The organism is Acinetobacter sp. YH18001 (assembly GCF_013416975.1).
Classification (GTDB): Bacteria; Pseudomonadota; Gammaproteobacteria; order Pseudomonadales; family Moraxellaceae; genus Acinetobacter; species Acinetobacter pseudolwoffii.
On record NZ_VPEU01000001.1, the window covers coordinates 1 to 18,690 of the forward strand.

General features: G+C 41.6%; 20 protein-coding genes and 1 pseudogene. 2 read left to right on the forward strand and 19 right to left on the reverse strand.

What is annotated here, in order from left to right; all coding sequences use genetic code 11:
• Positions 1–233, forward strand: a 233-nt coding sequence (locus tag FTV48_RS00005; RefSeq protein WP_257218539.1) for an IS1 family transposase, incomplete at its 5' end; no start/stop codon positions are given.
• Positions 234–261: 28 nt separating this feature from the next.
• On the opposite strand, the pseudogene FTV48_RS00010 reads toward FTV48_RS00005, so the two are convergent.
• From FTV48_RS00010 to FTV48_RS00025, 4 genes and pseudogenes are all read right to left on the reverse strand, one after another.
• A pseudogene (locus FTV48_RS00010) lies at positions 262–657 on the reverse strand (hypothetical protein); the annotation flags it as partial.
• An 82-nt stretch (positions 658–739) separates the two neighbouring features.
• Complete coding sequence (locus FTV48_RS00015; RefSeq protein ID WP_163167891.1) at positions 740–1,240, reverse strand: hypothetical protein; 501 nt, start codon at positions 1,238–1,240, stop codon at positions 740–742.
• The gene (locus tag FTV48_RS00020) at positions 1,237–2,166 is read right to left on the reverse strand and encodes a MobA/MobL family protein (RefSeq protein ID WP_163167893.1); all 930 of its coding nucleotides are present in this window, start codon (positions 2,164–2,166) and stop codon (positions 1,237–1,239) included. The genes FTV48_RS00015 and FTV48_RS00020 overlap by 4 nt, the downstream gene beginning before the upstream one ends.
• Positions 2,166–2,321: a hypothetical protein gene (locus tag FTV48_RS00025; protein WP_171521753.1), complete on the reverse strand. Its 156-nt coding sequence runs from the start codon at positions 2,319–2,321 to the stop codon at positions 2,166–2,168. The genes FTV48_RS00020 and FTV48_RS00025 overlap by 1 nt, the downstream gene beginning before the upstream one ends.
• A 280-nt stretch (positions 2,322–2,601) precedes the next feature.
• On the opposite strand from FTV48_RS00025, the gene FTV48_RS00030 reads away from it, so the two are divergent.
• Positions 2,602–3,012, forward strand: coding sequence for a conjugal transfer protein TraD (locus FTV48_RS00030; RefSeq protein ID WP_163167895.1), 411 nt, complete (start codon positions 2,602–2,604; stop codon positions 3,010–3,012).
• A 149-nt stretch (positions 3,013–3,161) separates the two neighbouring features.
• Here FTV48_RS00030 and FTV48_RS00035 read toward each other — a convergent pair whose 3' ends face one another.
• From FTV48_RS00035 to pcnB, 15 genes are all read right to left on the reverse strand, one after another.
• Positions 3,162–3,671, reverse strand: a complete 510-nt coding sequence (locus tag FTV48_RS00035; RefSeq protein ID WP_179999029.1) for a glycosyltransferase family 2 protein — start codon at positions 3,669–3,671, stop codon at positions 3,162–3,164.
• A 21-nt stretch (positions 3,672–3,692) separates the two neighbouring features.
• On the reverse strand, positions 3,693–4,751 hold the full coding sequence (locus tag FTV48_RS00040) for a glycosyltransferase (protein ID WP_179999031.1): 1,059 nt from the start codon (positions 4,749–4,751) through the stop codon (positions 3,693–3,695).
• 6 nt (positions 4,752–4,757) lie between these two features.
• On the reverse strand, positions 4,758–5,570 hold the full coding sequence (locus FTV48_RS00045) for a glycosyltransferase family 25 protein (protein ID WP_253602684.1): 813 nt from the start codon (positions 5,568–5,570) through the stop codon (positions 4,758–4,760).
• A 2-nt stretch (positions 5,571–5,572) separates the two neighbouring features.
• Positions 5,573–6,316 (reverse strand): hypothetical protein, encoded by a 744-nt coding sequence (locus FTV48_RS00050; RefSeq protein ID WP_179999035.1) that lies wholly within the window; start codon positions 6,314–6,316, stop codon positions 5,573–5,575.
• Between the two features lie 38 nt (positions 6,317–6,354).
• Positions 6,355–7,077, reverse strand: coding sequence for a glycosyltransferase (locus FTV48_RS00055; RefSeq protein WP_179999037.1), 723 nt, complete (start codon positions 7,075–7,077; stop codon positions 6,355–6,357).
• 128 nt (positions 7,078–7,205) lie between these two features.
• Positions 7,206–8,132: a branched-chain amino acid transaminase gene (locus FTV48_RS00060; RefSeq protein WP_179999039.1), complete on the reverse strand. Its 927-nt coding sequence runs from the start codon at positions 8,130–8,132 to the stop codon at positions 7,206–7,208.
• A 24-nt stretch (positions 8,133–8,156) separates the two neighbouring features.
• Positions 8,157–10,907 carry a bifunctional [glutamate--ammonia ligase]-adenylyl-L-tyrosine phosphorylase/[glutamate--ammonia-ligase] adenylyltransferase gene (gene glnE, locus FTV48_RS00065; RefSeq protein WP_100355735.1) on the reverse strand — a complete coding sequence of 917 codons (2,751 nt, stop codon included), beginning with the start codon at positions 10,905–10,907 and terminating at the stop codon, positions 8,157–8,159.
• An 84-nt stretch (positions 10,908–10,991) separates the two neighbouring features.
• Positions 10,992–12,260: a sensor histidine kinase KdpD gene (locus tag FTV48_RS00070; protein WP_179999041.1), complete on the reverse strand. Its 1,269-nt coding sequence runs from the start codon at positions 12,258–12,260 to the stop codon at positions 10,992–10,994.
• A 986-nt stretch (positions 12,261–13,246) separates the two neighbouring features.
• Complete coding sequence (yjgA, locus tag FTV48_RS00075) at positions 13,247–13,780, reverse strand: ribosome biogenesis factor YjgA (RefSeq protein WP_179999043.1); 534 nt, start codon at positions 13,778–13,780, stop codon at positions 13,247–13,249.
• A 2-nt stretch (positions 13,781–13,782) separates the two neighbouring features.
• On the reverse strand, positions 13,783–14,052 hold the full coding sequence (locus FTV48_RS00080; RefSeq protein WP_034608740.1) for an HPr family phosphocarrier protein: 270 nt from the start codon (positions 14,050–14,052) through the stop codon (positions 13,783–13,785).
• Complete coding sequence (gene rapZ, locus FTV48_RS00085) at positions 14,049–14,900, reverse strand: RNase adapter RapZ (protein ID WP_179999045.1); 852 nt, start codon at positions 14,898–14,900, stop codon at positions 14,049–14,051. Before rapZ ends, FTV48_RS00080 begins: the two co-directional genes overlap by 4 nt.
• A gap of 18 nt (positions 14,901–14,918) precedes the next feature.
• Complete coding sequence (gene panC, locus FTV48_RS00090; RefSeq protein ID WP_005095700.1) at positions 14,919–15,767, reverse strand: pantoate--beta-alanine ligase; 849 nt, start codon at positions 15,765–15,767, stop codon at positions 14,919–14,921.
• Position 15,768: 1 nt separating this feature from the next.
• Positions 15,769–16,578 carry a 3-methyl-2-oxobutanoate hydroxymethyltransferase gene (gene panB / locus FTV48_RS00095; RefSeq protein ID WP_074384037.1) on the reverse strand — a complete coding sequence of 270 codons (810 nt, stop codon included), beginning with the start codon at positions 16,576–16,578 and terminating at the stop codon, positions 15,769–15,771.
• A gap of 53 nt (positions 16,579–16,631) precedes the next feature.
• Positions 16,632–17,117 carry a 2-amino-4-hydroxy-6-hydroxymethyldihydropteridine diphosphokinase gene (gene folK, locus FTV48_RS00100; RefSeq protein ID WP_005095697.1) on the reverse strand — a complete coding sequence of 162 codons (486 nt, stop codon included), beginning with the start codon at positions 17,115–17,117 and terminating at the stop codon, positions 16,632–16,634.
• The gene (gene pcnB / locus FTV48_RS00105; RefSeq protein WP_005095696.1) at positions 17,114–18,586 is read right to left on the reverse strand and encodes a polynucleotide adenylyltransferase PcnB; all 1,473 of its coding nucleotides are present in this window, start codon (positions 18,584–18,586) and stop codon (positions 17,114–17,116) included. Before pcnB ends, folK begins: the two co-directional genes overlap by 4 nt.
• Between the last annotated feature and the right edge of the window lie 104 nt (positions 18,587–18,690).

Below are 18,690 nucleotides of genomic sequence, written 5' to 3' on the forward strand. Positions count from 1 at the left end.
TAAGCTATACATGTATATCAAGTGACCATTGGGATAGCTTTGTTACGACCTTTAAAGAATGCAAACAGTTGATTGGTAAATTTTTCACTGTGGGTATAGAAGGCAATAATTGTCGATTACGGCATCGGATCAGGCGAGGCTTTAGGAGAAGCTGCAACTTCTCCAAAAAGCTTGAAAATCATTACAAAGCCTTTGATTTAGCGTTCTTTTATATCAATAATGGATTCGTTTAATGCCAGCATACTTTTTGAAACACCACCCAAAATCATAGTCATGATAAGAAATTACAGCATATCGGGTATTTTTCTTAGTCGGACTTTTAATATAACCTTTAACTGTTGCCTCCCCTTGATCAAGTAACTTTTTCAAATAGAAATCTTTGATTTGGTTTTCTATAAGCGCATTACCTCTATAGAACCTAAGCTTCTGACTGATTTCCGCCTGTTCTTCCAGGTTGTCTTCATCAACAAGTTTTAGCTGTTCGGATTGGTCAAGGAATTGAGCATAATTATATTGAGCAAGTTCGGATGTCCAAATCAGTAACTGATCAAGGTTTTTAGGCATAGGAACTTTCAAATCATTCAAATCAAGCTTTTTAATGGGCGCAAGTTCTTCTTCCTTAAACTCTGTTCTTTCTAAACTTGATTGCTTTAACATAATAATTTCCTTAACTTCCACTAATTTTAAAACATAATAAAAACTATAAATGAGTGCTTAGAGCTTTCATTTTTAGATTTAGCTATTTGGGGTCAATAACGCATAAATCCCCATACTTCCCATAGCCACACTGCTCTTTCATCACTCGGACGCAAGGCTTGGACTCTTCTCCAACGGCACAACTTTGAATATCAAACTGAATACCTTGCTGCCTTAAACTCTCGATCTTTGGAATATTCTCTAAAGGCTTAATATAAGATGCAAATAGCCACGTCATAGTCAGTATGAGAACTGAAAAAATACCTAAGAAAATGGTAATTAACTTCCATGAAAATTGATCACTGGTTGATTCAATCGAATTTTTTAAATGTCCAAGTGCTTTGGCAGTCTTAATAAGTTCCGCTGTACCCTCCTGTAAGCCCGTATTTAGCGATTTTGATACAGTATGATGGGTTTGCCCTGCGATGACCTTCTGAATGCGTTCCTCGGTGATTTGAAGCTCTTTAACGGCCTGATTAACTAAGTTTTGCTGTTGTTCTGCAACTGCCATCAGTGCATATAGCTTTTTTTCATCAGGTGTCATCGACTCATCCCCTTATAACTCATGGTTTTCTGTTGCTCTCGTTCTAATTTCTGCTGTTCTTTGTACTGTTTCAAAGCAAGCTGTTTGAAGGTATCAAAATCAGCCTTAAAGCTTTCAATACCCTGTTTAATTTCTTTGTCTGAAATTGGACTGTCTTTAAGGTCTTTCAGGTCTTTTTTCGGGTCGCCTAAATCAAGTCGTTCAAGCTCTTTATGGACTGTTCGTGACTGTTGCAGGGCTTCCCTGATTTCAGGATTCTTCGCTTGGCTTGGTAGCAGTTTTTTCTCAGGTTCTTTCTCTATGCCTTGCTCTTTGTAGCTTCGCATATCAATACGGCTGTCAATTTGATGTTTTTCTAAATGGCTGTTGCATAAATCTGCCCATCTTTGGCGTAGGTCTTTAATATCGGTTTTTCGTTCCTGGTAACTCTTGCCTGTATTGTCTTTTTTAGCTCCGCCACGTTCAGGATTCTTGCTGTTATAGCGTTTAAAATATTGCTCTGGATCTCGCTCGATTCCATCTTGTAGACGTTCATTAAACATGAGGTGAACGTGAGGCTGATCGTTGCCGTCCATTGCTTTAGGGTTATGAATCGCAAACTGATACGGATATTTTGAGCCAATTTCAGACTGAATGAAGTCCTCAACCAGTTCTAGGCGTTGCTCGGCATTCATCTCTCTAGGCAGGGCAATTTCATATTCTCGGTAGGTACTACCATTTTTGCGCTCATAAAGGTCGGCTGCCTGCCAAAAGTTAATCGGATTATGTTCTGCCCATTTCGGCATGTTTCCATAGTCACTATGTTCAAGGTCAGTTTTAGCCTGTTCCTCTTTTTTCTTTTTTTCTTCATCCCGATCTATATATTCGGCATGCGGTGCTGCCTTTCCTGCCTTACCGACTTTGACACTTAAACGAGCAATCGCCATTAGGTTTTATCCTGTTCCTTTTTTCGGTTGCGTTCCTTCTTAAACGCTCTTTGATCGAGTATCGAAGCAAGCACCATAATGAGGATGAGTAGCGGTGCTGCGATCACGCCAAAAATAATATCTTTGATCTTTCCCAATACCTGTTTTAGTTGCATGTTGTTGCTCCTAGCTTTGGTACTTCTTTTTTTCATTCAATTTTCAATTGAACGAAAAAAAGAAGTTTCAGGGTTTTAGGGATGAAGTCCCTAACGTGCTTAGGTTTCTCAATGAAATTGAGAAACGTCTAAGCGCGCCATCAAATTTTTGATGGAAGTACAGGCGAACTTCTCTAGGACGAACTTTAACAAAATTGCGGACATTGGACGTAATTATTTTGTTATCGTTCTTTGAGAATTGAGCCTGTACTTTTGCGGTATCTTACTTGAGGAATTGAATATGAATAATGATTGGCTGTCTGAAAAAATTACCTATATTTCTGCTTTAAAGAATCCCAGTGATGCACAAAAGCTTTTATTAGAATTAGCTCAAATCCAATACCGTACCCCTGACCAAGAGAAAAAACTGAATGCCTTGATCAAAGCAGAAAAAGCCATAGATCGAGCGAATAAACAAAAGGTAGTGGTTAGAAAATTATTGAATGCTGAAAAGGAAGCTGAACGTAAAGCTCGTACACGGCACCTTATTCAATTAGGTGCACTTTTTGAGATTGCAAATCTAGGTCAACGGGACCCAGCAGAATTACTTGGAGTTCTGCTTAAAACTGCTGAAATCGACCCAAATGATATGAAGTGGCAGATTTGGAAAGAACTCGGACAAGAAACTTTAAATCAACGTAAAAAGACTTAAAATTTATATTTCAATATATTCTTTAATTTAAATAATTAAAATCATGAAAAAAATCCCAACTCTGATAAGTTGGGATTTTAAAGATATTGAAGTTTAATAATAGAAATTTTTGTAAAGTACATTATGTTGATTTTAGTGAAAATCAAGAATTAATCATTAAAAAAATCAATAAGATTCCATGAAATACTAGCTGAATATCTTTCATTGTTATCAAGTAAATTAATAATTTCCATTTCATAACCAGCTAGTAGTGCTTCACCAATATTAGAACGTCCAAAATGTAGCTTTAATTCAGACTTTACAGATGGAATATTTACAAATTCCTTTAATGGTAATGATATTCTATCTATAAAATCCTGATCTTTAATCAATTCATCATCATATTGATAGTTAGTTTTTAAATACTTATTAAGCTTATCTATGACTTCATTTTCTTTCTGATAGAAAACTTTTAAATGTGGATAGCAATGGTGTATATCTCTTAAAATATCTGCACTTTCATCAGTCGATGCATCATCTAAAAGCAATACTTCAATATTTGAAGAAAGTTGAGGTAAAATTGAATGCAAACAATCTGCTAAATAAGGAGCAACATTATAAACAGGAATAAGAATACTGAGTAATGGACGAATGCTACTACCTGATTGAGCTACTATCATAAATATCTACCAAATAAGATGCTAATCTTGCTTTTTTAAATCTAAATAAAGCTTCACTGCTGTAGAGATAGAAAATTTTTCATCAAGATGTACTAAAAATTGATCAGGGCTTTGTAAAAATTTATTCAACTTGAGCGCCAAATTTTGAGTATCACGTATTTGGACCAAATGATGCAAGGGAAGCACCTCACTTGGCCCAGAAGGACAATCAGTGCTAATAATAGGCGTACCTAAAGCCAAGGCTTCTAAAATCGCAATACTAAAACCCTCAAAGTCAGATGATACAACCATCAACTTTGCATGTTTAATATATGGATAGGGATTTTTTTGAAAGCCAGTAAAAATCACCTTATCTTCAATACCCAAATCTTTAACCAGTTTTTTAGAAGCTTCTAATAACTCACCAGTCCCGACCAAAACCAGTTTTTCTTGAACATCGGCTTTTGCATAAGCTTTAATTAAAATATCATGTCGCTTCTGCTGCTTAAATTTTCCAACATTTACAATATACGGTTTTGCAATATCAGGAATATATTCATTTGCTGTTGAGACTACTTGTTCAACATCAATCGGATTATAGATTGTAGTAATACGACTTTTTGAACCAAATATTTCAATAAAGTCTGATTCAACACCCTTACTCACAGCGACACAAGGCTTGGCTAAATAAATTTTTTCCAGCTGTTTTCTCATTCCCTCTAATCTTTCGCCATATTCCAGACTCGTCGTGTTATGAATGACTAAATGAACATTCGGTAACCGACTTTTTGATAATACAAAATCAACAGGAAACAAGTTTGATAGGACAAGATCAGGAGTCCCAATATTTTTTAATACAAAATTATCAAATGCTTTTGCTGCAAAAATGGCCCGCATGAATTTTGGAATCGCACGATATTTCTGATAATCAAAAAAGTGGAGTTTTACCCCCTCAGGAATCGGTAGATCAATAATATTTTTAAAATAAACAATGTGTGCTTCATGACCCGCATCAATTAAACCTTTTGCCAAAGTTAAAGCAAAACGTTCAGCGCCATTTCCCTGTAAAGTAAAAATGGCTAATACGATTGTTTTTTTCATGAAGCACTAATCCTGAATAAATCTTGCTTGATCTAGGTTAATCAATCTTTTTTCTGCTTTTCCCATGACCTGCAAATAGCGCATCGCCATCGCAATCTGCCCCACCAACCGTCTTTTTTTAAATTTAATTTTTTCATTAATCGAGTTAAATTCAGACTTAAAGTGTTCAGAGCGTCCAATGGTTGAATCAAAACTTACTTGAGCAATCAGACCATAAGCAGCAAGCTGATCTTCTTGAATAATCGCTGCGGGTTCAGCTTGTAAACATTGTAATTCATACGCAGAAAATATAAACCCATCTGCAATCGCTGGTGCTGTCCGCGCCAAACGGTCTAATAATTTTTGCGCACCACTTGGATAAAGAATATAGCCTGCTGCTCCAGTACGATCCTGATACAAACTATATAATTTAAGCTGAACCTCATCTAAAGTGAATACAGGTGTCCGGCTAATAATTTTTTTACGACTTCTGACTTCAAGGTTAATTAAATCTACATCTTGAATGTGGTGCTCTTCGATTTTCTTTAAAATTTCTTTTGTATTTGAAGCGAGTACTGCATCATCTTCAAGAATTAAACAAGGTTCATTCTTCTTCAGTACTTCTTCCCACGCTTTTTGATGACTCAGAAAGCAGGCCACTTCCACTTTACGTAAAGGTCTTTGCCAACCAAAACCTAATTTCTGGTACTGCTCTTCACTCAAGTCTGCAACTGAAAATGCATCTAATACTTCAAAATTTAAGCCTAATTTTTCAAATTGCTTTTTTTGAAAATCGAGACGATCCTGTGAGGTCTTTAAATTAATAATTAAAATATTCACATTTACCACCATCTCGTTTTATCACGAGTATGACGCTGTTTGAATCGTGAATACACATTGTTATTCTGATCAAGCTGCAATCTGTCAAAAACTTTCATCACAATTTGCCCAAGCTCATGGGTTTCACATATCTGCTCTAGACGCCAACGCATATTACGCAAGGTATCATCTGTCCCGACAGTAAATGCAGAAGTGCCATCAAATAAAGCATAGCGTTGTTGTTGCAATAAATCCTGATGCTGTAAATTGACTTCGAGTGACTGATCACACAAGAATCTTTCAGTTTCTTGAAGCTTAATCGTATTAATCAGTATCACTGCATTCATCAAAATTGCTTGTAATAGCGGATCATCTTCTAAATCAATAAAAGTATCACAAGCAGAAATTAACCACCGCGTGTTTAATGAAGCCAGTAAATAGTCGCGCTCAGTCATCCATAATGCTTTAAATTTTGCATAATTATTCGGAACATCCACTTCGCGGCGTATCAGAACAATTAAACTGGCATGATAATGATTCAGTGCAGACTGACCGACAAATTCCTGTTCAAGCTGTTCAATATGCTCATTTAAATCTTTAGCAGAACCATGGGTATAGCGAGTTTCTTTACCATCAATGATCTGTTTTTTAAGCGCATCAAGATCTACATCATTAAACTGAGCATAGACCTTATCCGCTCCAAATCGACGCTGATGGCGACTAAATGAAAACCATTGTTCGAACTTACTCTTCTTTCTTACAGGCATTTGAAATCAAATCTCTTTCAATTTCACATTAGTTCAACTTACTGCCAAGCATCCTTAATCCACTGCGAAGGCAGCACATAACGGTACCACTTTCCACCACCACCATTGACTGCATCAGGTGGATTAATTTCACCATGAAACACAATAATTTTGGCACCTTCAGGCTTCACTGGGGGCTTGAAATAAGCCATCGGAATTTTTTGCAGGCAATGATATTTATAACTCTTACACCAGCTTTCTGGCCAATAAGTCTGCTTGCCCTCTTTATCTACATACCAAGACAAATAAGCCTGCTCATTACGGAATTTTTGACGGATTTCATCAAAATTTTCACGGAAATACGGTAAAAGTCCCGGAAATGCACCCAGTTTAAAACGATACACCGAACTGTTGCCGGTAATCCGCCAAGGACGTTTCCAGTCATGGATAATCAGAAAATCACCCGGATAGCTAAAAAACTCATCGATGTTATCGACAATCACCACATCAAGATCGAGAAATAGCGCATTGCCCTCTAAACCATATAAATCCGGTTCAAAAGTAGACAGCTTATTCCAGCCACGCTCAGGCGCACCTTCAGGCAATGCCAAAGGTGGAATTGGGAAACATTGTACTTCAGAATTAATTCCTTCCGTACGATCCGTCAGACAGACCATTTTGAAATCGACTGTCGTATGTCGTTTAACCATGTTGTATAAACGATTGACGTATTCAGAACCGTATTTGGTTCCCCATTTCATACAAATAACGATGTTACTCATTGCGTATGCCTAAGCTCATCTTAAAATCTTCTGGATACCGAATATGATGACATAAGTTCGGCAGAATAAGTATATCCCTTAAAAAAAACCTCTCAAATGAGAGGTTTTTTCAATCAGTAAATTATTACTTATTTCACGTAAGTTAACCAATGTGCATATTTAGGATCTTTACCCTGAACTGCATCAAAATAAGCTTTCTGGATTTGCGTCGTGATTGGACCACGGGCACCTTCACCAATTTGACGGTCATCATATTCACGGATTGGTGTCACTTCCGCAGCAGTACCGGTAAAGAACGCTTCATCGGCAATATAGAATTCATCACGGGTAATACGGCGTTCAACCACGTCATAACCCAGGTCTTTGGCAATGGTAATAATGGTTTGACGGGTAATACCATCCAGCGCACCACCGGCAATATCAGGGGTATGAATTACACCGTCAGTCACCAGGAATACGTTTTCGCCTGACCCCTGGCATACATAGCCTTGTGGATCAAGCAACATGGCTTCATCATAACCCGAATGCGCGACTTCCTGATGCGCCAGAATCGACAGCGTGTAGTTACCAGACGCTTTGGCTTTACACATGGTCACGTTTGGATGATGGTGGGTAAATGACGAAGTTTTCACGCGAATACCCTTCGCCATGGCTTCTTCACCCAAGTAAGCACCCCAGCTCCATGCCGCAACCACAGCATGAATCGTGTTATCAGTTGCAGCAATACCCAGTTTTTCAGAGCCAATAAAAAGGATTGGACGTAAATAGCAAGATGCCAGTTTATTTTCACGCACCACATCAATTTGCGCTTGTTCTAATGTTGCATGATCAAATGGAACTTTCATTTGATAAATTTTTGCAGAATTCAACAAACGCTTGGTATGTTCTTTTAGACGGAAAATAGCCGTTCCATTCGGAGTTTCATAAGCTCGGACGCCTTCAAACACACCCATGCTGTAATGCAAAGTATGGGTTAATACGTGGGTTTTCGCCTCACGCCAGTCAACCAGTTGTCCATCTTGCCAAATAAAACCATCACGATCAGCCAAATTCATGCCACAAACTCCAATTTTTCACAATTATTCACTATCCAGCGCAAAGCTTGCACTTGGATCAATTAGTCTTTGCCATAACTTGCAAACGGTCATTCGGGTATCGTGCCAGTCGCTTGCAGACACTTGCATGGATTGATTTGCAAGGGCTAAGCGGTGGCTCTCGGCGCGTTCACTGAGATAAGCTTGAATCAGAGCAGTCGCATCGTCGCTGGATAAGCAACCTGATTTTGCGGTATCCTCAAGAATTCTTACATTGTCGGAGAAATGGGCGAGATCTTTATTCGTCCCACTCCAGGCCAACACCGCATACTGTGCCATAAATTCGATGTCTACGATACCACCTGTATCTTGTTTTAAATGAAAAATTCCATCTTTTTTCTGCGCTTTGGAGGAGCCCAGATGATCCTTCATTTTCTGACGCATTTTTAGTACTTCTGCCCGCACATAATTTTCATCACGAGGCTGAATCAAAATATTACGGCGTAAGATTTCAAATTTTTGTCTTAGGCTTAGCTCACCCGCAATTGGACGCGCGCGCACCAAGGCTTGATGCTCCCATAACCAGGCACTCTTAAGCTGATATTGTTCAAAGGCTTTCAGACTGGTGACCAGGAGTCCTGCTTCACCAGAGGGACGTAAACGGGTATCGACCTCATAGACCCGCCCATCCAGGGTTTGCGTGGTCATCAATGACATGAATTTTTGTGCTACACGCATGGCAAACTCAAAACCACTAATCGGCTTGAGTCCATCTGTATCGGCCTGTTCTCCCATAAAATGAATAAATACTAAATCCAAGTCCGAGCCATAACCCAGTTCAATGCCACCGACCTTGCCATAACCAATGACCGCAAAAGCAGTATGCTCGATTGAACAGCGCTTGCCTTCGGCATCCAGTGGAAAACCATGCCTTTTGGCCACCATCTGATAGGCCAAATGCAGAGCTGCATTGACAGATACTTCAGCAATATCGGTTAAGGCATCAGAAACTTTCATCAAAGGACTTTCAGCCAGAACATCACTGGCTGCTACGGCCAAGACATTGGATTTTTTAAACAGGCGCAATACCCGCATCTGATCTTCAACCTGATCAATCTCAATACGGAGTAATTGCTGGCGTAAAGAATCTTCCAGATCCTGTCGTTTCGGCAACTCAAAATCCATCGACAGAAACTCATCCAGCAATACCGGATATTGCGAGAGTTCTTCACAAATCCAGGGACTCACCGTGGCCATTTTCACCAGTCGTTGCAGTGCGCCTTTACTTTCAATCAGCATGACCAGATAGACAGTACGGCGCATCACCGACTCAACCAGAGGCATGAGACGCAACAACGCCATTTGCGGCTTGGCAGACTCCAGAATCGCTTCAATCAGATAAGGCCAAAAGGTTTTTAAACGTTGAATCGCCTTGGCCGGCAACTTTTTCAATGCATGACCATGCCAGAATTCATGAACCAGATTCTTGGCGGCATCATCCAGAACATCGTTGAGCTTCTTTTCCAGCTGGACAAAACTTTCGACCTGGGTTTCCGGTTCATTTTCCTTAATCAGATGCTCAAACTGATAAATGACTTTGGCTCGCTTCTGGTTCAGGACAGTCATAAAATCTGACCAGTCTGCAAAACCTAAGGTCTCCACCATTCGCTGACGTAAATCAGGCTCAGTCGGTAATGATTGGGTTTGTTGATCGTTTAAGGCCTGAATCGCATGTTCCACCCGGCGCAGGAACAGATAGGCATCTTCCAGATCTTGGACTGCCTGTTCATCCAAGAGTTCGGCATCATCGAGATGGTTCAGATTGACCAGACATTGGCGATCCTGCAATTCAAGTTTGGCTCCACCATAAATCAGCTGAAAGACCTGCACGATAAATTCAACTTCGCGAATACCGCCAGCACCGAGCTTGATATCATCTTCAATATTACGCCGCTGGACTTCACGCTCGATCATGGTTTTCATTTCGCGCATGGCTTCAAAAGCACTGTAATCCACGTATTTACGAAAGACAAAAGGACGGGTCATGTCAAGCAGAGCATCACCTTCCGGACTTGGATTGACAACACGCGCCTTGATCCAAGCGTAGCGCTCCCATTCCCGGCCATGCTGACTTAAGTATTTCTCTAAGGCCACATGACTAATGGCCAGGGCTGAACCATCACCCCAAGGACGCAGACGCATATCGACCCGAAACACAAAACCATCCGCCGTGATCTGATCCAGCAGGTGAATCAGTTTTTGTCCCCACAGGATGCAAAACTGCTGCACATCGATACATTTGCGTCCATCGGTTTCACCCTGTTCATCGAAGGCAAAAATCAGGTCAATATCACTGGAAAGATTAAGTTCTTGCGCGCCGAGTTTGCCCATAGCGATGACAATAAGATCCTGAACTTTACCGTTATAAGCAATCGGCTGGCCATACTTGGCAGCAATCGGCATACGGGCAAAATCTTTGGCTGCACAAATACAGGCATCGGCAAAATCGGAGAGTTCTCGGGTGAGAGTGATGACATCGGTCAGTTGATTGGCATCCTGCCAGATCCAGCGAAACATCAGGCGGGCCCGCAGAATACGCATGGCGCGCATCCAGGCGGCTTCGTCTATAATATTCAGGATACAGTGCTGCACCAGCTGGTCAATATATTCCCGACTGAGTGCAGCCTGAAACTGGTCAATTGCATAATCCTGTTCCAGGAGGCTCTGGTGATTGGCCAATACCTGTTCAGCATATTGGCTTGCTCTTAAGGTTTTTTGCAATTGTGTCGCATTCATCACTCAACTCTTCCCCCGAAACGTTCTGCTTAGTTATAGCAGGAGTTTTGTCTCAGGGGGAGTGTTTTAGTTTGAAATTATCTTTTAGGATTTCTCAGCATGCAGATCTTCAAGCACCAGTGCCTGATGATCATTGGTGACCATTGGCAAACGCACCGTAAAGGTCGTACCTCGACCTTCTTTTGAATCCACCGCGATTTGACCATGATTCAGATCAATAAAGCGCTTGCACAATACCAAACCTAAACCAGCACCTTTCTCTTCAGCGGTACCTCGGACACTCACCATCAACGTCGGCTTGAACAGATTCTGTATTTGCTCTTCAGTCATACCCAGACCGGTATCCTGAATGGTGATTTTAACCTGCTCACCGTCCATTTCTGCCTCTAAAATGACTTTACCGCCTTGATTAACCGGGGTGAATTTCAGCGCATTGGAAACCAGATTCTGCATCACTGAAGTAATCATATTGATATCCGCATGGACTTTAATGTCTTCGGGAATATTGTCGATTAATTCAATTTTTTTATTCAACGCCAGACTGTGCAATACACTGCAGACAATTTTACTGGATTGCTTGAGTTCATAATTAATCGGATGATATACAAAGCGTCCGCCCTCGGCCATGGCCCAGGTCAGCAAGCTTTCCAGCAGGTTATAAGTCGATTGTGCATTATCATATAAATAATCCGCGATACTCTGAATACTGGACTCATCCAAGGTATCACGTTCCTGCGCCAGAACTTCGGAAAAGCCCAGCAGTCCATGAAATGGCGCACGCAGATCATGTGCGATGATCTGAAAAAATTTGGTTGTACTAAAGTTTTGTGCACATTGCTGTTCGTATAGTTCTTTCAGCTCAGTATGTTCTTCATTGAGTTGGATTCGAATTACTAAACTTTCAGCAAATTGCTTAACGGTCTCAATATCATCCTGATCAAACATGTCAGTTTGATCATCAAAAAAAATCACCTGACCTAGCGGCTGACCAGCATTCGCTTTTAAATTAAATGCGACCAGTCGGTGATGCACCACACCCAGCTCTTTCACATAATTCGACAATTCTGCATAAGCAGGATGAGTCTGGTCGATGACATCTGCCTGTTGCAGATATGTAGGGATGGCAATTTCCTGCGGGGCATGCATGGCCCGAAAACCGTGCGGACAGCTGTACCAGATATACGGCTCCATATGGAATCCAATAATACTGGTTTTAACGCCTAGGACTTTACGGGCAACCTTACAGAAGGTGTCTAGTAAATTATTGGAGGTATAGACGCCTAAAATGAGAGATATACGACATGAGCTTAAAAGCTCCGTATTCTGACCGACCTCTAGCAGTTTTAGTTCCATGTCTGCCTCTCTGAATATGTATGGAATATAGAAAACACTGCCGACCAAATTTATACAATCAATAACAAAGATTCTATATTTACTGAACGCTGAAAACTCACCTATAGGTTAAAGGATTTGTTAATCTGTTTCTATCCAAATACACTCATAACCGCAAGGCGCTGATATTTAATTAATTAAGAATAACTTGAAAATTTAATATTCAAAAAAAGTCTGCTTAAGTATTTGAAACTCAATATCTAAGCTAAAATGAAGCATGTTTATTTGTATTTACTTTAACACACTCTTGACCAAAAAATACTCAGCATCGATTTTTATCCCCTTTTAAATAAAAGTTAATGGTTTTTCAACTATATAAATTTAAATTTCGTTTAAAAAAATAAATTAGATTGGCTTCACTCTCTAATAACGCTCAAAATTCATTTTTTATTTTTAAAAAATACTTAACAATGATCTTGAGTCTCAACTTAAAGTCTCAAAAAAACTGTCTGAAAGATAGCCTTTGAATTGTAAAGAAATTACAGTCTTTAACAAATTAATTGCGAAAATTTTGTGATTTTTTATCACTCAAGCTTACATTAAAAATGGAAATTTCATGCTGAGGAAGAATGAATCCAATTCAGGGTATTTTTTTACACAAGGCATAGTGCACTTAAGGTAAAGACAAAAAAAGCGGCCCAAAAAGACTAATGCTGATCAGTTAAGGAGTTTAGAAATAGACTCTTTAACTTTTTAGTCGTTCACGACGGAGTCTTAAATTTATAAATCAAATACTTAAAAATAATTTGTTACTTTGGTTTCGCCCAAATGAGAAGCGAAGCTTCGCAAGGAAGGCATCTTGCGGTGCAATACACCTCATGCCTCAAACAGTTGCGGATGACTTTTCTATCTATCAGATATAATCATGAATTTGAAAAAGAAAATGCCAGTCAATTCCTTAACTGACTGGCATTAGCCTAAAAAGACCGCTTTTTTTTAACGAAGAATTAATTGTCTGAAATTAACGCCACTTGCTGTACATAGTTAAATAACTTTAACTTAGATGCATTGATCTCTGCTTCAGGTGCCTGATTCTTTAAATCACGATGTACGCGAAGATAATGCTGACGCAAGGTATGACGCTCTGTGGCATTATAGGTTTTGGTAAATTCATTAATGGCCGGGTCACCATCTTTGACAATTCGATCGACCCAACGCTGTAATTGGGCTGTCTTTTTAAGACCTTGCTTTGGTGTTAAATAAGATAAAATCACCGTTTCATTTTCATTGCGCAGTAATTTACCAATACGTGAAAATTGACGGCGACGTGCTTCATGTGAGGTAAATTCCTGTACATCGAGCAATGCTTCAATCAAACGCTCTTCAACAGGCAAGTTTTTAATTTGTTTAGCACTCAACTCAGCCAGCTGTGCACCCAAAGCCGCCATACGCTGGACTGCTTTTTTCTGTTCGGTTTTACTTGCGCGTCCCTCTAAAGAATCAAAATCTTCTTCAGTTAAACTGTTCGGTCGACGTGCCACGATTAATCTGCCTCATAAAATTTTGCTGCAAATAGTGCCTGAATTTCAGATAAGGCTTTGTCCTCATCCGCTCCTTCAATCACCAAGCGTAAAGTTGTTCCTTTGCCCGCACCGAGCATCAGCAAGGACATGATATTTTTTGCATCTACCAGTTTGTCCGTTTTTCCAATCTGGATACTGGAACGAAATTTGGTAGTCACTTCTATAAGTTTACCAGATGCGCGTGCATGTAAACCCAGTTTATTAATTACGTCAACAGTGGTATCAATCATGACCAGTGCTTCATTTCTCGATGGAGGACTTGAATAGACCATTTTGCCTCAAGGGCTTTTTTTAGTCTATCCACAATGTAAACAGAACGATGCTGACCACCGGTACAGCCAACCGACACAGTCATATAATGACGATGCCCTTCAGAAAAGGTTGGCAACCATTTGTCCAGAAAATGATAAATATCATTAAACATATCCTCGACCTGATCGCTCTTTTGCAAAAACTCCTGCACCGGTTGATCGAGTCCTGAAAATTTGCGTAATTCCAGTTCCCAATGCGGGTTAGGCAAATGCCGGACATCAAAGACATAATCGGCATCCAGTGGAATGCCATGCTTATAACCAAAAGACTGCAAAATCAGGATCAGGTTATCGGTCTGTCCCAACTTGGTCAATAAGGTATGTTTCAGGTCATGCACGCTTTTATCTGTAGTATCGATGTGCACGGTAGAACGCAGCTGGATGGGCATTAGCAGGATTTTTTCTTCCTGAATGCACTCGTTCAGACTCTTAAAGCGCGAAGCTAGAGGATGCGGCCGACGCGAGGCACTAAAGCGCGCAATCAGTTCCTGATCCTGCGTGGTTAGATAGATAATATCAACCGAGCCATGCTGTTGTAGCTGCTCGAACACATGATCAAATTCTTGCAAATCGGCACGGGTACTGCGTACATCGACCCCCAAAGCCAACTGTTCCAGATTGTTCTCACTGTGCAGTTTCGCCACGATTTCGGGAAGCAATGCCAAAGGCAGATTATCAATACAGTAATAACCCAGATCCTCAAGCACCTGCAATGCAGATGATTTACCTGAACCAGATTGTCCCGTGACAATTAAAATGCGCTTCATACATGCTACCCTTTCATCCTATCCGGCAGTGTATTTGACCTGCAGGTTATCGATCAGACGTGTATTACCTATCTTTGCAGCTACAAATAACACAACATCTTGATTAAACGTATGAATTTTTTTTAATTCTGGCGTTCGTGCTTCAACATAGTCTACGACAAACCCGACATCTGTTAAAGTCTGGCGAAGCTCGGCCAATACCGTATCCAGTTCAATCGCAGCATGGAGCTGCTGTTCAGCCTTTTGTAAGCTTTGATAAATGACCGGTGCGATTGCACGATGCTCTTGGCTTAGGTAACCATTTCGAGAACTTAAGGCTAAACCATCTTCTGCACGGGCAATTGGCACGCCAATCACTTCTAATGGAATATTCAGGTCTTGTACAAACTGGCGAATCACTGCCAACTGCTGATAATCTTTTTGCCCAAAGAAAGCATAGTTTGGCTGAACAATGTTAAACAATTTGGTCACCACCACCGCTACACCATCAAAATGGCCGGGGCGCTGCAAACCACACAAGTCATCAGTAATGTCAGAGATACTGATATTGGTCAGGCGCGGTTTTTTGCCATACATTTGCTCAACCGTTGGCGCGAAGACGATATCACAACCGACGTCTGCCAAAAGCTGCTGGTCCTGCTCCAACGTACGCGGGTAGTTATCAAAATCTTCATTGGGTCCAAACTGGATCGGATTGACAAAGATACTGACCACCACCACATCACACAGCTTACGCGCTTCACGTACCAGATTTAAATGACCCTGATGCAGATTGCCCATGGTGGGCACAAAACCAATAATCTTGCGGTTGGCACGTGCCGGATTAAGTGAGGCCGCGAGTCCCTGAATGGTGGTTTCTGTTTTCATCTTACAATTCAACCTGAAAAGTTTGTGCGGGTGCCGGGAAAGATCCATCCAAAACTGCAGCATGGTAAGCTTTAAAAGCATCCAGAATGGCAGTAGCACCCGATTGTTCCTGCATAAAATTACGGACAAATTTTGCAGTATGGCCAAAGGTTAAACCCAGCATGTCTTGTACTACCAAGACCTGACCATCAGTGGCTGCGCCTGCACCAATGCCAATCACCGGAATTTGTGGAAACAGTTCCGTGATTTCCTGACCCAATTGTGCCGGTACACATTCCAGCAGTAACAGTGCAGCACCTGCATCAACCACTGCTTTACAGTCTGCAATCAGTTGATCCGCTGCTTCACGGGTACGAGCTTGCAGCTTATAACCGCCAAAGACATGTACCGATTGTGGCGTCAATCCCAAGTGCACACAGACTGGAATACCGTTACGGGTCAGGACCTGCACGGTTTCTGCCAGCCATGCACCGCCTTCCATTTTCACCATTTGCGCACCGGCCTGCATCACGGTTTTGGAACTTTGCAAGGCATCATTTAAGGTGGCATAACTCATAAACGGCAAGTCAGTCATGATAAAGGCATGCTGGTTACCACGGCGTACCGCAGCGGTATGATAGGCCATATCTGCAACAGTCACTGGTAAAGTCGAATCGCGGCCCTGAATTGACATTCCCAAAGAGTCGCCAATCAGAATACTGTCTACTTCTGCAATTTCCATGGCTTTGGCCATGCTGGCATCATAGCAAGTCAGACATGAAAATTTGCGTCCATCTGCTTTGAAGCGTCTTAAGTCACTCAGACTGACCATGAAGATGTTCCTCTATGATTGAAGTTCTCGCGAACATACCCATAACTCAAAAATTAAATATTTGCCCAGTTTGTGTCATCAAGTACCGTTAAGGTCGATTGCTTGACGATGTCCAGGTCTTTTAAGGATGTAGCATGAACCTGTATTTCAGCATCAATGTCCAGCAACGGAATGAGTACAAAATCACGCTCTAACACACCGACATGCGGTACAGTCAGGCGTTGATTCTGTATCTGTTCATCTCCGTAGATCAGCAAGTCCAGATCCAGCGTACGCTCGCCCCAATGACGCAAACGTACCCGACCGGCTTCCTGCTCGAAGGCTTGCAGACGATCGAGGAGCTCTAATGCTGCCAGATCAGTATTCAACTGCACCACAGCATTCAGATAATTTGGCTGATCCTGTGGCCCCATCGGTGGACTTTGATACAGATGCGAAGTTTTCACCTGACCCAATGTCGCCAGTTTCTGTACAGCTTCTGCCAAAATCTGGCGTGAATCGCCCAGGTTACTGCCCAAGCCAATATACGTCACGATCATTGTGTTGGCCCAAACACCACCTGGCTTAAATCACGTTGTACCCGCTTACGTTTCATAATCGGATGATCTGCGCCAATTTCACCACTGGCACTGGCTGCCACATGTGACAGGGTTTTCGCCTTATCTTCAAACTTGGCTTTACGCACCCGGCGGTTACGTGGTTCAGGTTCATTGACTAAAGGCTCAATCTCGGCAAGATCTTGCTGCTGGGTCAGTTTCTGTTCCAGATGTTCTTCTTGACTCGCCTTACGACGGCTCTTGGCACGCTGACGGTTATACTGGCTAATCGCCCGTTCTTTCTCATCACCGCTCATTTGCTGGTAAGCATCCCACCAACTGCCCATGCCTTGCGCCGTTGCATCGCCTGATTTTTCGCGCAACAGCAAAAAGTCAAATCCGGCACGGAAGCGCGCATGACTAGACAAGGCCTCAATTTGTTGCGGTTTTGGATTCAGTAAACGGGTCTGCATTTCCCAGACTTCACGAATGAAAGTCTCGGCGAAGCGAGGAATAATGGTTCGGGTTGCCTGACGTTTCAAAACATCCAGACCCGCTTGGGCACGTGCTTCTGCTGCGACCACGCCTTTATTCAGATAAAACTCACAACGCTCGAGGAATGGCTGCCATAACAGTACCGCGTAGAAAAATGCAGGATTGATGGTCTTGCCAATCGAAATACGCTGATCGGTATTTTTCGCGGCACGCTCCATAAACGGCGTGATTTCAGCTTTGATATCGGCGAACAGCTGATGCCAGATTCCGAAATCAATCAGCATGGGCAACACACGATTCAGATGCCCCATGGTGAATAACTTTTGTGATTCATCATAGAGTCGATGCGGAGAGACATCACGCAGCAGCTGGGTCATTTCCGGGGTAAAGATATCCAAAATTGCTTCATCAATATTGAAATTCAATTTGGCAGCAAAACGTAAGGTACGTAACATCCGCACCGGATCTTCTTCAAATCTTAAGGCCGGATCACCGAGCAAACGTAAAGTTTTGCTGTGAATATCATCTACAGCATTGCAGAAATCCAGCACAATCGCTTTACGCGGCTGGTAATACATTGCATTGATCGAGAAGTCGCGACGGGCAAAATCCTGCTCGATGCTGCCCCAGTTATTATCACGCAGAATCATCCCCGCGGCCGAGGTGACTGCTTTTTTTGGAGGTGCCCGGAAAGTGGCCACTTCAACCAGTTCCCGCCCTGAATAGACATGCGCCAGTTCAAAACGCCGTCCGATAATTCGACAACGTCGTCCGAATACTTCCTTGACCTGAGCCGGGGTTGCATTGGTAACTGCATCGAAATCTTTAGGATTCAAACCTAACATCAGATCTCGAACACCACCACCCACGATATAAGCTTCATAGCCTGCCTTGTTTAAGGCATCAATCACATCGAGAATATAAGAAGGTAATTGAGCGGTTGATAAACCACATTTTGACGCGCGCAAAGTTTGCAAAAGACGCTGTCTCCTACGTCTGAACGTAAAATTCTAAGATGACGCTAATCATATCGCTTACACGACTAAAGGGCAATTTGATTATGTCAATCCTGCCGCTCAGA